Source organism: Winogradskyella schleiferi, from assembly GCF_013394655.1.
GTDB lineage: Bacteria > Bacteroidota > Bacteroidia > Flavobacteriales > Flavobacteriaceae > Winogradskyella > Winogradskyella schleiferi.
In genome coordinates this window covers 4,251,859-4,267,118 of the sequence record NZ_CP053351.1, presented here as the reverse complement: position 1 = coordinate 4,267,118, position 15,260 = coordinate 4,251,859, and the positions used below count along the sequence as shown (strand labels likewise).

General features: G+C 34.1%; 14 protein-coding genes and 1 pseudogene. 13 read left to right on the top strand and 2 right to left on the bottom strand.

Going from position 1 to position 15,260, the window contains the following annotated elements; genetic code table 11:
* Positions 1-16: 16 nt before the first annotated feature.
* The 12 genes from atpG to HM990_RS18425 all read left to right on the top strand — a co-directional run bounded on the left by atpG (position 17) and on the right by HM990_RS18425 (position 11,672).
* Entirely contained in the window at positions 17-877 is an 861-nt protein-coding gene (atpG, locus tag HM990_RS18475) for an ATP synthase F1 subunit gamma (RefSeq protein ID WP_178991260.1), read from the top strand.
* Between the two features lie 180 nt (positions 878-1,057).
* A complete protein-coding gene (locus tag HM990_RS18470; RefSeq protein ID WP_178991258.1) occupies positions 1,058-1,423 on the top strand; it encodes a hypothetical protein in 366 nt (121 codons plus the stop codon).
* A 144-nt stretch (positions 1,424-1,567) separates the two neighbouring features.
* Entirely contained in the window at positions 1,568-2,953 is a 1,386-nt protein-coding gene (locus HM990_RS18465; RefSeq protein WP_178991257.1) for a hypothetical protein, read from the top strand.
* Positions 2,954-3,017: 64 nt separating this feature from the next.
* Entirely contained in the window at positions 3,018-3,146 is a 129-nt protein-coding gene (locus HM990_RS19945) for a hypothetical protein (RefSeq protein ID WP_262886556.1), read from the top strand.
* 114 nt (positions 3,147-3,260) lie between these two features.
* Positions 3,261-3,788 carry a hypothetical protein gene (locus HM990_RS18460; RefSeq protein WP_178991255.1) on the top strand — a complete coding sequence of 176 codons (528 nt, stop codon included), beginning with the start codon at positions 3,261-3,263 and terminating at the stop codon, positions 3,786-3,788.
* A 120-nt stretch (positions 3,789-3,908) separates the two neighbouring features.
* Positions 3,909-5,366: an oligosaccharide flippase family protein gene (locus HM990_RS18455; protein ID WP_178991253.1), complete on the top strand. Its 1,458-nt coding sequence runs from the start codon at positions 3,909-3,911 to the stop codon at positions 5,364-5,366.
* An 88-nt stretch (positions 5,367-5,454) separates the two neighbouring features.
* Positions 5,455-5,889, top strand: a complete 435-nt coding sequence (dut, locus tag HM990_RS18450) for a dUTP diphosphatase (protein ID WP_178991251.1) — start codon at positions 5,455-5,457, stop codon at positions 5,887-5,889.
* Between the two features lie 337 nt (positions 5,890-6,226).
* Entirely contained in the window at positions 6,227-7,246 is a 1,020-nt protein-coding gene (locus HM990_RS18445) for a sugar phosphate nucleotidyltransferase (protein ID WP_178991249.1), read from the top strand.
* A gap of 314 nt (positions 7,247-7,560) precedes the next feature.
* Positions 7,561-7,878 carry an antibiotic biosynthesis monooxygenase family protein gene (locus tag HM990_RS18440; RefSeq protein ID WP_178991247.1) on the top strand — a complete coding sequence of 106 codons (318 nt, stop codon included), beginning with the start codon at positions 7,561-7,563 and terminating at the stop codon, positions 7,876-7,878.
* A gap of 86 nt (positions 7,879-7,964) precedes the next feature.
* On the top strand, positions 7,965-9,326 hold the full coding sequence (locus HM990_RS18435; protein ID WP_178991245.1) for a tetratricopeptide repeat protein: 1,362 nt from the start codon (positions 7,965-7,967) through the stop codon (positions 9,324-9,326).
* Positions 9,327-10,118 (top strand): DUF4292 domain-containing protein, encoded by a 792-nt coding sequence (locus HM990_RS18430; protein WP_178991243.1) that lies wholly within the window; start codon positions 9,327-9,329, stop codon positions 10,116-10,118.
* Positions 10,119-10,451: 333 nt separating this feature from the next.
* Positions 10,452-11,672 carry a murein hydrolase activator EnvC family protein gene (locus HM990_RS18425; protein WP_178991241.1) on the top strand — a complete coding sequence of 407 codons (1,221 nt, stop codon included), beginning with the start codon at positions 10,452-10,454 and terminating at the stop codon, positions 11,670-11,672.
* 3 nt (positions 11,673-11,675) lie between these two features.
* Here HM990_RS18425 and HM990_RS18420 read toward each other — a convergent pair whose 3' ends face one another.
* Together HM990_RS18420 and HM990_RS18415 are read right to left on the bottom strand one after the other, a co-directional pair.
* Positions 11,676-12,185, bottom strand: a complete 510-nt coding sequence (locus HM990_RS18420) for an acyl-CoA thioesterase (RefSeq protein WP_178991239.1) — start codon at positions 12,183-12,185, stop codon at positions 11,676-11,678.
* 745 nt (positions 12,186-12,930) lie between these two features.
* Complete coding sequence (locus HM990_RS18415) at positions 12,931-13,869, bottom strand: HU domain-containing protein (protein ID WP_178991237.1); 939 nt, start codon at positions 13,867-13,869, stop codon at positions 12,931-12,933.
* Positions 13,870-14,141: 272 nt separating this feature from the next.
* Here HM990_RS18415 and dprA point away from each other — a divergent pair.
* A pseudogene (dprA, locus tag HM990_RS18410) lies at positions 14,142-15,245 on the top strand (DNA-processing protein DprA).
* Positions 15,246-15,260 lie beyond the last annotated feature (15 nt).

Below are 15,260 nucleotides of genomic sequence, written 5' to 3'. Positions count from 1 at the left end.
TCTTTATAATAAAAGGATGGCGAATTTAAAGGAAATTAGAAACAGAATATCATCGGTATCTTCAACGATGCAGATTACAAGTGCCATGAAAATGGTATCTGCTGCCAAGTTAAAGAAAGCCCAAGATGCTATTACTGCCATGCGTCCATACTCCAATAAGTTAACGGAATTACTTCAGAGTTTAAGCGCTACTTTAGACGCAGATTCAGGAAGTAAATATTCTGTTCAAAGAGAAGTGAAGAACGTTTTAATCGTTGCTATTACCTCTAACAGAGGTCTCGCAGGTGCTTTTAATTCTAATATTATTAAAGAGGTTAATAGACTCTCTGGAAGCACTTATGCTAACCAAGAAGTGTCTTATTTAGCAATCGGTAAGAAAGCTAACGATGCATTTAAAAAGACCAATAAAGTTATCGCTAATAAAAGTGACCTTTATGACGATTTAACTTTTGATAATGTTGCTGAGATAGCTGAAATGTTAATGGATAAATTTACATCAGGAGAGTTTGATAAAATTGAAATTGTTTACAATCACTTTAAGAATGCAGCGACTCAGCTTGTAATTGCGGAACAGTTTTTACCAATTAAGCCAGTTGAAGGCGATGTGGTTTCTAATACAGATTATATTTTTGAACCTTCTAAAGAGGAGATTGTTGAAGCTTTAATTCCTAAGGCATTAAAAACACAATTGTACAAAGGCATAAGGGATTCTTTTGCTTCTGAACATGGTGCTCGTATGACAGCGATGCATAAAGCAACAGATAACGCCACAGAATTAAGAGATCAACTTAAATTAACTTATAACAAAGCAAGACAAGCTGCCATTACTAACGAAATCTTAGAGATTGTTGGTGGTGCTGAGGCATTGAATAACTAACAAATTCCTGCAAAAGCAGGAATCTCAGACTTAAAATACTTCAACCTAACTTTAATGAGTTAGGTTTTTTTATGACATTACTTTTCGAAATCTTATATTTATAATATGAAAATATTAAAAAACTTAGTATTTTTTATATTGATACAAGTGTCATTCATAGCGCTATATCAATGTGTATCCATGCCTAAGCTAGAAAAAGAAACACCATTCACAGTTGAAACAGTGTATTACCAAAAGTGGAACGCAGGAATAAAAGAAGGTGGTTCTGGAGTTAACGTCTATATTGAGATAAATGATACTTTGATAGATTTGGATAGTCTATATTTTCGTGGACAAGTAGCCAAACTTCAATCCAATACTAAAGATAGTTTATTATACATTGGACGTTTGAAGTCGAATGTAACGACTTCAAGTTGGCCATTTCAAATACAGGATGATGAATGTGTAATGAGCTACTTAGAGCATGATAAAGTGCATTATTTCAAAATATCTAATATTAAGGAACACAAGCCTTTAAACTATCCTAAAAATTCCTCAAATAGATGATAAAGTACTCTGGTTGATACATAAATGTTAAATATATATAAAAAATCTTACCTTAAAATACTTTTTGTCGAATAAAAAGTGCATTTAATAGATTTATTGTGTTTTTCATCTATATTGCATTTCCAAATCTTAACCTACATTATTATGAAACGATTAAGAAAAGCAGCCTACATTATAGGTTTAGCTGTTTTAGCTTCGTCCAATTTTCAGTGTTCAAGTTCAAGAGCATTTATCAAATCGTCGGAAGAACCTATTCCATTTAAAGTCAGAACAATATCTTTTCAAGAATGGAATGCTGGCGATAATGAAGAAGATACAGGTATCAATGTTTATGTGCCAATAGTTAATAAAGCTGAGGATATCATCATAGATAGTGTCTATTTCAGAAACTTTAAAGGTCAGTTAGTTAGAAATTATAGTAGATACACTTCCGTATTACGGACTAATTCACTTGACTATACCATAGAAAAAACAGAAAAAGTAAATGACTATCCGTTTACCTTAGCTAACAACGAATGCGCAATTAGTTATGTTGAAAAAGGTAAGGTTAAATATCTAAAACTGACCGATGTCATACAAAAAGAAGCAATTTACTATAAAGATGGTCCACCTTTGGCGTACCAAAGAAGGCGAGAAGCAATGATAGTATCTGGTGAGGAGTCAAATTTAAAACCTGAACCCAAGTTTCAACCTACTAAAACATTTAAAGTTAAAACGATATCGTATCAAGAATGGTACGCAGGTATAAAAGTTGGAGGCACTGGATTGAATGTTTTTGTACCTATAGTTAATAAAGAAGAACATATTAAAATAGATAGCGTGTATTTTAGAAACCTGAAAGCTAAGCTCGTTGAAAACTATGGTAGATATACAGCCGTCTTAAAAAACAAGTCCCCTTATTATACCTTTAAAAAGACAGAAAAAGACGATAATTTTCCATTTACATTAGGTGATAACGAATGTGCTATTAGTTATGTGGAAAATGGAGTAGTTAAATATTTAAAAGTAACTGACATGAGTGAAAAAGCAGGTACCTATTATGAAAATGGACCACCTTCAATTTACGAAAATACCGCTATAACAGTTGCTGCAAGAAATGATGAGAAAGATAAGTATATAACAACATTAGCTAACAATGAAAGTGCGGATAGTTTTATCGAAAAAGCTGAAGTTAATCCTCTAAAACGCACAGATGTTATTTTAAAAGAAGGAATTTATGATACAAACCTTCCGCCTATCACTTATCAACGAAGAAGTGAAACAATAGTAGAATCTTGTGATGACATCAAATTAGAACCCAAACCAAGGTTTGAACCTAAGACAAGATCTAAAGTTAAAACCACAGCCATTAAAAAAAGGTACGCTGGCATATATGTAGAAGGTTTAGGTATGAATGCTGTTGTGCCTATTGTAAATAATAAGGACGATTTCAAACTAGATTATATTTACTTCAGAAAATTAAAATTGGTAGAAATTTACGGTCGAGATAGTGTGATTTTAAAAAATAAAATCCCCTTACTACTCCTGTAATAAGTCTGAAAAAGATGATGACTATCTATATGATTTAGCTAATCAAGAATTTGCTATTAGCTTTTTGGAAAATGAAGAACCTAAATATCCTAAAGTAAAAAATTTGAATGAAAAACCAGGAGTTTATTACGAAAACGGACCACCTTATATTTCTGAAAACAATGCATCAAGTATTTATGCCGCTATAGTTTAGTTGTATGTATATTGGCTGAGAGCAATAGTGCATTTCATCGATAAAATAGGTTTTTGGTAGATGAAATTACTTTTTTTATCTATATTGCCCGTCCAAACCTTAACCTACATTAACATGAAACGACTTAAAAAGGCAATTTACGTCTTAGTTTTCGCAGCTATTTATGGTACCGCTTTACCATGTGCTGCACAAAAAATGACAACCGCAACTACATTACAACAACAAGCACCATTTACAGTTAAAACCGTTTCTTTTCAAGAATGGTATGCAGGCATCAAAGTTGGTGGAACAGGAATAAATATTTTCGTTCCTATAACTAATTTGTCCGACAACGTTGAAATAGATCGTATTTATTTTAGAAACCTTACAGGTAAACTGAATGAAAAAAACGGTAAGTATTTTGCCATACTGGAGAATGATTCTAAAAATTACACATTCAAAAAACCAGAAGCACCAGCGGATTATCCCTTTAGGCTCAAAGACGACGAATGTGTTGTGAGTTATGTTGAAGGAGGAACAACTAAATATTTAAAAATCACGTCTGTGAATGAATTCGCAGGGACGTATTATGAAAACGGACCACCATCAATTTATGAAAAAAAGTCCTCTACCATTGTAGCTACAGTTGACGACGACGAATAAAGTATTTTTGATTTAAAAATTCATGAAAGCCTTGCTGGTAAAGCAAGGCTTTTTTTGCATCATCTAACAAAAAGACCCATATATATTTAATACTTTTGGATTTCATAATTATTTTTAAGATTGAGCGGATTCAAATCACTTTTTAAGCAAACATTCATTTATGGCTTAGCAACAGTATTGCCTAGAATGTTGAGTTTTATTTTGGTACCACTTTATACCAATCCAGAGGTGTTATCTGTTGAGGAATATGGTCGCGTATCGTTCATATTCGCTTATTTTGTACTTTTTAATGTGGTTTTGGCCTATGGCATGGAAACCGCTTTTTTTAGGTTTTTCAATAAAGAAGACAATCAAGAAAAAGTAACGAGTACTTCAGCTATTTCCTTAATTGTGAGTTCTTTTATTTTATTGGGTATTGCTTTCCTGTTACGACATCAGATTTCAACAGCAATAAATATAGAACTTAAATATCTCAATTTAGTATTTATTATTCTACTTTTAGATGCTTTGGTCATTATTCCATTTGCTTGGTTGCGCGCTACAGCAAGACCTATGCGCTACGCCATTATTAAAATATTTAACGTTGCGGTTAACCTTGGGCTCAATATCTTCCTACTATTATACTTGAACGGTTTAGCAGAGAGCAATTCGTTTTTCAACAGTATCTATATTCCAGATTATCAAATCAGTTACATATTCATTTCAAATTTAATAGCGAGCGGACTAACTTTAGTTTTATTGCTCCCATTCTACGCTCAAATTAAGTTCAAATTCGATACCGTTTTATGGAAAAAAATGATGAAATACACCATGCCTGTTCTTGTGGCAGGTATTGCTTATTCCGTTAATGAAACCTTCGATCGTATTTTATTGGAACATCTTTTACCAGTGAATGTTGCAAACGAACAAATCGGGATGTACTCAGCATGCTATAAATTGGCCTTATTTATGACCTTGTTTGCAACCGCCTTTCGTTTAGGCATAGAGCCTTATTTTTTCAGTCACTCTAAAACCGAAAACCCTCAAAAAAACTATGCAAAAATTTTAGAATACTTTATAGCCTTTGGTTCTGTAATTCTTTTAGTGGTCGTTGTTTTTGCAGACCTCTTAAAACCTTACATTATTTTAAGTGAAGCGTATTACGAAGCCATGTGGATAGTACCTTTTATACTTTTGGCGAATTTTTGCTTAGGTATTTATCAAAACCTTTCGGTTTGGTACAAAATCACGGATCGCACTAAGTTTGGCGCGTATATTTCAATAGTTGGTGCCATCGTAACCTTAGTGTTGAATTATGTTTTAATTCCAATTATTGGTTTTAAAGGTTCGGCAATAGCAACGCTTTCAGCTTATTCAGTGATGATGTTGATATCTTTTTATTTCGGACGAAAATATTATCCTATTCCGTATGATTTGAAGAAAATAGGTCTTTACCTTACTGTATCTGTTCTATTTTCATTTCTGTTTTTCTATAGATATCGAGAGCATTATATTCTCGGAATTGTAATGATAATTGTATTTTTGGGCTTAGTTATTTTACTTGAAAAGAAGGAATTAAAGCAATTATTGAATAGGTAATGGTGTAATCATGCTGAGCACAGAAGCATTTTTATAAAATTAAAACATAATTAAAAAGTCTCTTCCCTTGGGAAGACGTAAGATGGGAATGAAAATAAAAATTATAAACAAATCCAGACACGATTTACCGCATTACGAAACCATAGCATCTGCTGGAATGGATTTACGCGCAAGTATAACTAAATCTAGAGTCCTTAAACCTCTAGAAAGAACCATTGTTGGAACGGGTTTATTCATAGAATTACCTGTTGGGATTGAAGCACAGGTAAGACCAAGGAGCGGATTGGCTGCTAAAATGGGAGTTACAGTTTTGAACGCACCAGGAACAATTGACGCAGATTACAGAGGCGAAATAGGTGTTATTTTGGTCAACCTTTCTAACGACGACTTTACGATAAATAATGGTGAGCGTATTGCACAATTAGTGATTGCAAAACATGAGCGTGCAGAATGGGTAGATTCAATAGAGCTTTCTGAAACCGATAGAGGAGAAGGTGGTTTTGGGAGTACAGGAGTTAGATGACCAATTCTCGCGAACGCGGGAATCTCAGAATAAATAAGCTTGAAACATTGGTATGTCTATATATATTGGCAAACAAGCCAAATGGAGTACCAACTGGAATTAGATTTATAATAAAATTAGAAATTAATAAAAAATTCGTGTTTTCACGGGAAGAAAGTATAACCTAAAAGATAATAGCTTTCGCAGGCATCAATTAAATTTCCTGCAAGGTTTTGAAAACTTTGTAGTTATAAACCCAAAAAGTAAATAATTAGGTTGAAAAAAACATAAAATAATTTAAAACATAGTTTAATTAAAATAAAAAAGTCCTTTCCTTTGGAAAGGATTTAGATAGGATATGAAAATAATAGTACCAATGGCAGGCAGAGGCTCTCGCCTAAGACCACACAGTTTAACCGTACCAAAACCTTTAATTCCTGTTGCAGGACAACCTATAGTCCATCGTTTAGTTAAGGATATTGCTAAAGTTTTAAAGCAACCGATTGAGGAAATTGCTTTTGTTTTAGGCGATCCAGCATTTTTTGGAGATGAGGTTGTCGAGAGTTTAACGGAACTCGCTGAAGGATTAGGAGCCAAAGCATCCATCTATAGACAAGATCAGCCATTAGGAACTGGTCATGCCATTATGAGTGCCAAACCATCACTTTCCGGACCAGCCGTAATTGCTTATGCGGATACATTGATTAGAGCAGAATTCGATTTAGATCCAACGGCGGATAGTGTGATTTGGACAAAATGTGTTGCAAATCCTGAAGCTTATGGCGTCGTAAAATTGAATGCAGATAAGAACATTGTTGAATTGGTTGAAAAGCCAGAAACTTTTGTTAGTGACCAAGCCGTTATCGGAATCTACTACTTTAAGGATGTGGCGGTTTTAAAGGAAAAATTACAAGAGATTTTAGATGAAAATATAATGAATGGCGGTGAATACCAAATCAATGATGGTATTAAACGCATGATGGCTGATGGAAGAATTTTCAAAACAGGAACTGTTGACGAGTGGATGGACTGCGGAAACAAAGCCGTTACCTTAGAAACGAATGCTAAAATGCTAGGGTTTTTAACCTCAGATAATGAAGAGCAATTAATTGACGATTCTGTCGTTTTAGAAAACTCAAAAATTGTTGAGCCTTGTTTTATAGGAAAAGGAACAGTTCTGAAAAACACAACGGTTGGACCATATGTGTCTATAGGAAAAGATTGCGTGATCGAAAACTCAACCGTTAAAAATAGCTTAATTCAGAATCAAACGACTATTAAAAATGCTAATTTAGATGAAGCTATGATTGGTAATCATGTGAAATATAATGGTGAGTTTACAAAGATTAGCATTGGGGATTATACCGTCATAGAATAAAATTCCTGCGAAAGCAGGAATCTCATGAAGCATAACCCAAATTAATCTGTGAACCTATTTTTCATTCAGCAGCTTATTTTTGTTCCATCAATTTGAAACTAATTTTAATCAAGAAAAGAAGTGGTTTAAAGCACCTTTAAGAACGGTATATAATGTACCTAAAGGCACATTTAAAAATGAGAACAAACAGTTTTCAACCCATATAAAATCCCTCTGGGATGAAAAAAGGAAGTCAGATAAATTAATTTTTGGAATAACTTTTGAAATTAAAAAATTACACGGTTGTTAAGTGAGAAAAATAAATTGAACTAAACATGTATATCGTATTGTACGCCATTAAAATTAAACCAGACCAAGAACATAAATTCATTGATGCTTGGAAAGGTTTGACCAATTTGATTTACAAATACGAAGGAAGCTTAGGATCTAGATTACATCAAAAAGATGCACTACATTTCTTTGCCTACGCACAACGGCCTGATAAACATACTTTTGATAATGCTGGTGTTAATTTACCAGAAGAAGCCAATCATTTTAGAAAGACTATGAAGGCGTCCTGTGAAAAATTTGAAGTGTTAGAAAAGTTTGAAATGATTGAAGATATGTTAAATCAAAAACAAAGTAAAATTTAACAATTAGAGACTTCAATTTTTGTCCTAGAGGACAACATATCGGTAAAAAACAAGAAAGAGTAAAATAGTGCCTTTAGGTACTACATATGAAAAAACAACTATACATACTATTGCTGTTAATCGGATTAATAATTATTCCGCAGTCAATCTACGCCCAAGTCGATTTCAATAAACGACCAGACGACGACTTAGGGAATGTTGAAGACGAATTTCAAGAGCATTTTTTTGAGGCGCTGAAGCAAAAAGGCATAGAAAATTATGATCGCGCCGTTGATGCGCTTCATAAATGTTTGAACCTTAATAGCAAGCTTCCTGTCATTTATTTTGAATTAGGTAAAAACTATAACAAACTTAAAAACTTTGGTGCTGCAGAAGAAAATCTAAAGAAAGCCATCGACATGCAACCTGACAATGTTTGGTTTTTAGATGAACTTTACGATGTATATTTCCAACAAGATGATATTAGAAATGCTTTAAAAACGATTAAACAGTTGGTAAAGTACCATCCAGATTATAAAGAGGATCTGGCGGCACTTTATGTTAGAGAGGAAAAATACAAACAAGCCTTGGATTTATTGGATGAATTGGATGCTGAATTCGGTTTAAGTGAATCGAGAGACGCCATGCGAAACGATATCTACAGTATCACAGGCAACGCAGACGATCGTATTGAAAATTTAGAAGAACGTGTCGCCAATAATCCGAATAATGAGGATAATCACTTAAAGCTTATTTATAGATACAGCCAAACAGGCGACCACAAAAACGCTTATAAAGCAGCGAAAAACTTACTAAAAGTGAAACCAGATTCTAAGTTTGTGCATTTGGCATTGTATAAGTTTTACCTTCAAGATGAAAAAGTAGATGATGCCATCAACTCTGTAAAAGTAGTATTAACGAGCCCAACAATAAATGCAGATGCGAAAGCCAAAGTGCTTAAGGATTTTGTGGCATTTGTAGCTAAAAATCCTGAATACGAGTCGGATTTAATTGATATCACAGCGCTTATAGACGACAATAAAGATGCGCAAACGCATAGCGATTTGGGACACTATTACTTAAGAGCAGGCGATAAGGTAAAAGCACTTTCAAATTTTAAAGAAGCTTTGAAGCAAGACCCTAACGACTTCAAATTAATTAAGGATGTCTTATTACTTCAGTTAGATATAAAAGATTATAAAGCAGTTATAACAGATAGTGAACGTGCTTTGGAATTGTATCCTGCACAACCTATTTTGTATTTAATGAATGGAGTGGCAAATAATAATTTAGGTCAATCACAAAAAGCCATTGATAATCTAGAAATGGGACTGGATTTTTTAATCGACAATACCACCATGGAAGCCGATTTCTATTCCGAACTAAGCATTGCCTACAAAGCCTTGAATAATATTAGTAAATCTGAAACGTTTGCTAAAAAGGCGAAAACCTTAAAGCCTCAACAGTAAATGAAGTTATCCCAATTTTACATAAGTACAAAACTTATAATTAGTACCATACTTATCGCTTTAACATTCAGTTGTAATTCCGCCAAAAGCGTTATCGATTCTGGTGTAGCAAGCGATAAGCTATCGGCAAAACAAGTCATAAGGCAACACGAGAAGAATGAAGCCGATTTTAAAACCATGAATGCTAGGGTCGCCATTGATATCATTCAAGGCGAAAATGAACAAGGGCATACGTTTAGCCTTCGTATGAAAAAAGATAAAGTGATATGGTTAAGTGCTACTTTGGGTATGGCTCGAATGATGATTACACCAGAAAAAGTGCGATTCTACAATAAGCTGGACAACGAATATTTTGATGGCGATTACAAACTGTTAAGTGATGTAGTTGGCGTGGATCTCGATTTTATGAAAGTCCAAAACATTCTTTTAGGCCAATCGATTTATGACCTAAAAGACGAACCACATCAGGTTTCAGTAAACGGAAATTCATATGCCATAAGTCCAAAAGACCAAAATGCGATTATGGAATTGTTTTATTTGATAAATCCGTCACATTTTAAAATGGATAGTTTACAATTGCAACAACAACTAAAGAAGCGTATGCTTCAAGTCGATTACTCATCGTATCAAGAAGTTAAAAAGCAGATTATACCAGAAAACATCAGAATTATCGCTGTTGATGATACAGACCAAGTGGCTATTACGCTGGAGTTTAAATCGGTAGCTTTGGATGGTGAGGTTCGTTTTCCATTTAATATTCCTTCTGGTTATAAGGAAATTGAGATAAAATGAGATATGCGATATGAGACGTAAGACCGCTTCGCTTCAAGAACAAAGAACCAAGATATAATTTTAACTAACTGATAAACAGTATAGTTTGAAAATAAAACAATATCTAATTGTTTTTGATGGGTCACTAATAATTAAGTAAAAAAGACTTAAGACTAAAAATTGATGAAGGTTTATAATTTTGAAAAATCAATTTGTTTTTCAGCTAAAATTTATGATGCTTTCTAGGATTGTCCCCTTGAGGCTAATTAAAAACAAAATATGTTTTGTTTAGAAATTACCGAGCGAAGCTTTTAGGGTGTTTTTTTATAATAGGTTAAAATCATTAAAAAATTAATGAAAAAGAATTTTTATATACTTCTAAGTTTAGGACTTCTGTTGTCCTGCACGTCTCTCTTTGCGCAAAGCGACAAGCAAAAAAAGCTTGAGCAACAACGCCAACAGGTTTTAAAAGAAATGAAGCAAATCAACGCGTTGTTGTTTACGAAAAAGAAAGAAGAAAAATCAGCAATAACGTTGATTGAAGATATCAACTACAAGGTAAATGTTAGAAAAAACCTGATAAGAATTACCAACGAACAGGCTAATCTTTTAACAAGGGAAATAAGTACCAATCAAAAAGAAATTACAAGTCTTAGAACTCAGTTACAAGAATTGAAGGACGATTATGCCGCTATGGTCGTCAAATCATATAAAAGTAAATCTGAACAGAGTAAAGTGATGTTTTTACTGTCTTCAAGAAATTTTCAGCAAGCCTATAAACGACTACAATATATTAGGCAATATAGAGAATATCAAAAAGAACAAGGCGAAGCAATTAAGACCAAAACAAAGGAATTACAAGAGTTGAACATTCAATTATCCAAACAAAAGGAAGATAAACAAAAACTCATAGAAGAAAATCGAATTGCAAAGCGAGAATTAGAAAGTGAATTAAAACAGCGTGAAGTTCTGATGGCTTCCATTAAATCTGATATGGGAAAATTTGCCGCTCAGATTAAGAAGAAAAAGCAAGAAGCAGATCGTTTAGATAAAGAAATCAATCGAATTATTAGAGAAACTATTGCTGCGGCCAACAAAGAATCAAGTAAAACATCTTCTAAAAGTAAGTATGGTGAAACACCAGAAGCAAAACTGCTATCTGCAAATTTTGAATCCAACAGAGGTAAACTGGGTTGGCCAGTCTCGAGAGGTGTTGTTAAGGTGAAGTATGGCAAACAACGCTCATTGGTTGATAATTCCGTGACACAAAATTATAAAAGTATCTATATCGCAACAGAAGACAAATCTGGAGTTAAAGCGGTTTTTAATGGAGAAGTGACTAGAGTACTGGTCATTAAAAATGGTAATCCTGCCGTATTTATTCGACACGGTATATATTTTAGTGTCTATATGAACCTTTCTAAGGTTAATGTAAAGAAAGGCGATAAAGTTTTGGCAGGCCAAGTTATTGGCGAAGTATTTACCAATAAAATTAAAGGTGAATCGCTACTGGGTTTCAGAATTTATAAAAATGATCAAGTCATGAATCCAGAACCTTGGTTGGCAAAATTTTAAGACTTACTCAAAAAGCGCTTTCAACTCAGTAGCTTCATTCGGTTTCATTTTTCCAGCTAAAAGTAAACTCAATTGTTTACGACGCAAAGCCGCATCAAAACGTTGCTTTTCCAATTTTGTTTCTGGTACTAATTCTGGCACTTTCACAGGTCTTCCAGTTTCGTCAACAGCCACAAACGTATAAATCGCTTCGTTGGCTTTAATACACTCGCCAGATTCCCTGTCTTCAATCCAAACGTCCATATAGACTTCCATAGATGAGGTAAATGCTCGCGATACTTTAGCCTCAATCATTACCACACTTCCCAAAGGAATAGAGCGATTAAAAGCGACGTGATTTACTGAAGCCGTAACAACAATCCGTCTGGAATGTCTTCGGGCAGAAATACTAGCGGCTCTGTCCATACGTGCTAACAATTCGCCACCAAACAAATTATTGATAGGATTGGTTTCGCTTGGTAATACCAAATCGGTAACTATAGTTTTAGATTGAAATGCGGTTCTAGATTGCATAGGTGTTTAAAATTTGTGCAAAGATAGAGCGATTTTAGGATGAAGTTGGTTAATTATTAGTGAAAAGTGAAAAAGAAGAATGGAGGGTGAAGTTGGAAGCACGAAGCACGGAGTTAGAAGTTTTCTCACCATACCGAAAGTTTTCGAAAGCAAAGTCGCAGAGCGAATTGTGCAAATATATTTCTTTTTTTATCCGTGAAACCTCCCGAAAAAAACAGGACAAGCTGTGTCAAAAAATAGCATACATCGCAGTGATTATCTGCAAAGATTAGTGTAAATCAGTGAAATCCGTGTTAACTTTTTTTTCTCTACGCATCTCTGTGAAACCTCTATGAATCTCAGTGTAACAATTTCAGGGTAAATCCGTGAAATACGTGGCAAAAATAACATACATCACAGTGAGTAACCACAAAGATTAGTGTCAATCAGTGAAATTCGTGTCAACTTTTTCTCTCTGAGCATCTCTGTGAAACCTCTGTGAATCTCAGTGTAACAATTTCAGGTTAAATCCGTGAAATAAGTGTCAAAAAATAGAACACATCAAAGTAAGTATCCGCAAAGATTAGTGTAAATTAGTGAAATTCGTGTCAACTTTTTTTTTTCTCTACGCATCTCTGTGAAACCTCTATGAATCTCAGTGTAACAATTTAAGGTTTAATCGGTGAAATTCGTGTCAAAAAATAACATACATCACAGTAAGTATCCGCAAAGATTAATTAGTGAAATTCGTGTCTGAAATTTAACCTTACTTAAGACGCTTTATCAACAACCAAGCATCACGATTGTGCTCACGACGAATCTTAAAAAGTTCTCGCTGTGCTTCACTTCTGGTTTCAAAACTAGCATAAACCACTTCATGCAATCCATAGCGGTTCGCACCAATTTTACGTGCTTTAAAGCCTTTTTCCCTTAATTGTTTTACTTTCTTATCGGAATTAGCTTCTACTCTAAAAGCACCAGCAACAATATGGTAGTTACCGCTTTGTTTTTCCAACGATAATGTGGCGGCAGGCAAAGGGTTACTGATTATAAAAGTCGCTTCTTGTACCTTAGCATCGAGTTGCTCATTGGCTTGCTCTTGTGCTAATTGATTGTGATTCTCAATCGTATTATTGTAATAAGTCGCGGCACCAAAACCACCAAGACCTATTAAAACAACAGCTGCAGCCGCATATTTTAACCAATTACGATTAGATCGTTTTTCTGGAGTCAATGCAATAGGTGCAGTCTCTTCTATTGTTTCAACGGTTTCTTTATAAACTTCACGTGTAATATCAGAAGACGTGAAGTGAGATAAACCAAAAGCATCAGTTAGGTAATTAATATGGCTAGATGGATCAAATTGAATTTTTCCATCAGCATTCAGCACCAATTCTCCAATGTTTTTAAGTTGAATGGTTTCCCCTTCAACCAAATACGATTTAATCGATTTTATTTGCTTAGAGATTTTATTTAAAGCCGTTGAATAAGGTATTTTTTCAACTTCAGCAATGTAATTAGCCAACAAACCATCATTTTGTTGCAATTGCTCGTTAAAAGATAACGCTTTTTTTGGTGGATAAAAGGTGTGTGTGGATTCGTGAATTTTAGCCGAAACACGATGTGTTAAAAATGCTCCAAACTCAGGAACAGTAACACAATCGTAACGGTATAAAAGGTCGCTAATGTAAGTCTCTAACTGCATATTAACGCAAAGTTAAAAATTTTTATTTCTGAACGAAGTGAAGTTAAGTTTAGTTATTAACATAGAAAATAATAGTTATACAGGTCATTGATTTACAATCATTTTTTTATGACAAATACCTAAATATTTTATTTGCTTATAGAAATTTAATCATGAAATTGTGGTAATTTATTTTCTATTCAAACAAACAGCATCTTAATTTTCAATCCATTAAGAATTAAATAATTATATTCGTGAACAGGCGATTAAATTCTTCAAACATCTAGTTTTTAATGACGGACCAACAACTCATTTATGCTTTAGCCTTGCAGCATGTTCCGAAAATCGGGTCAACAACGGCTAAAAAATTAATAAATCACTGTGGTTCTGCAGAAGCTGTATTAACTGAAAAAAAGTCTAAGCTTTTAAAAATCGATGGTATCGGTACTATTACCATTGAAGGCCTTTATGATAAAATACATCTGGAAGAAGCCGAACAGGAATTAAAATTCATAAAGGACAATGCTATTACTGCACACTATTTTACGGAAGACACCTATCCAGAACGTTTGAAACATTGCATCGATGGACCGCTTGTGTTGTTCCAATCCGGAAATATTAATATAAAAGCGCAACGCATAATCAGTATTGTTGGTGCTAGGAAAATCACGACTAGCGGTATTGCCTTTTGTGAAAAATTGGTGGAAGCGCTATCGCCATTTAACCCAATTATTGTTTCAGGTTTTGCTTAAGGAACCGATATTACGGCGCAAAAAGCGGCTGTAAAACACAACCTGCAAACCATTGGTTGTTTGGCCCATGGGTTAAATCAGATTTATCCTAAAGTGCATAAAAAATATGTGCCAGATATTGAAAATCATGGTGGATTTTACACCGACTTTTGGAGTACGGATCCATTTGATAGAAATAATTTTTTAAAACGAAACCGCATCATTGCAGGACTCAGTGAAGCCACAATTGTTATAGAATCTGCAGAAAAAGGTGGCAGTTTAGTAACCGCAGATATTGCCAATTCATATAACAGGGAAGTTTTTGCTGTACCAGGAAGAACAACGGATAGCCAAAGCGTCGGTTGTAATAATTTGATAAAATTCCAGAAAGCCCATTTATTGTCCAATCCATTGGATGTGCCTTATATGTTGAACTGGGAGCTGGAATCCGATAAACAACCAGCAGTACAACAAAAATTATTTGTAGAGTTAGAACCCGATGAAAAAATCATCTATAATTTCTTGAAAGAAAACAACAAGGAATTATTGGATGTCATTGCGCTAAGATGCGAAATGCCAACGTATAAACTCGCTGGATTGTTATTGAATATGGAATTGAAAGGCGTGGTTAGGCCTTTGCCTGGTAAGTTGTTTGAGGTTATTTAGAAAATAGGAGACCAT

Excerpts from the sequence above, each read along its gene's own strand:
- atpG (WP_178991260.1), top strand. The coding sequence starts at position 17 with ATGGCGAATTTAAAGGAAATTAGAAACAGAATATCATCGGTATCTTCA.
- HM990_RS18470 (WP_178991258.1), top strand. The coding sequence starts at position 1,058 with ATGCCTAAGCTAGAAAAAGAAACACCATTCACAGTTGAAACAGTGTAT.
- HM990_RS18465 (WP_178991257.1), top strand. The coding sequence starts at position 1,568 with ATGAAACGATTAAGAAAAGCAGCCTACATTATAGGTTTAGCTGTTTTA.
- HM990_RS18460 (WP_178991255.1), top strand. The coding sequence starts at position 3,261 with ATGAAACGACTTAAAAAGGCAATTTACGTCTTAGTTTTCGCAGCTATT.
- dut (WP_178991251.1), top strand. The coding sequence starts at position 5,455 with ATGAAAATAAAAATTATAAACAAATCCAGACACGATTTACCGCATTAC.
- HM990_RS18445 (WP_178991249.1), top strand. The coding sequence starts at position 6,227 with ATGAAAATAATAGTACCAATGGCAGGCAGAGGCTCTCGCCTAAGACCA.
- HM990_RS18440 (WP_178991247.1), top strand. The coding sequence starts at position 7,561 with ATGTATATCGTATTGTACGCCATTAAAATTAAACCAGACCAAGAACAT.
- HM990_RS18435 (WP_178991245.1), top strand. The coding sequence starts at position 7,965 with ATGAAAAAACAACTATACATACTATTGCTGTTAATCGGATTAATAATT.
- HM990_RS18430 (WP_178991243.1), top strand. The coding sequence starts at position 9,327 with ATGAAGTTATCCCAATTTTACATAAGTACAAAACTTATAATTAGTACC.
- HM990_RS18425 (WP_178991241.1), top strand. The coding sequence starts at position 10,452 with ATGAAAAAGAATTTTTATATACTTCTAAGTTTAGGACTTCTGTTGTCC.
- HM990_RS18420 (WP_178991239.1), bottom strand. The coding sequence starts at position 12,185 with ATGCAATCTAGAACCGCATTTCAATCTAAAACTATAGTTACCGATTTG.
- HM990_RS18415 (WP_178991237.1), bottom strand. The coding sequence starts at position 13,869 with ATGCAGTTAGAGACTTACATTAGCGACCTTTTATACCGTTACGATTGT.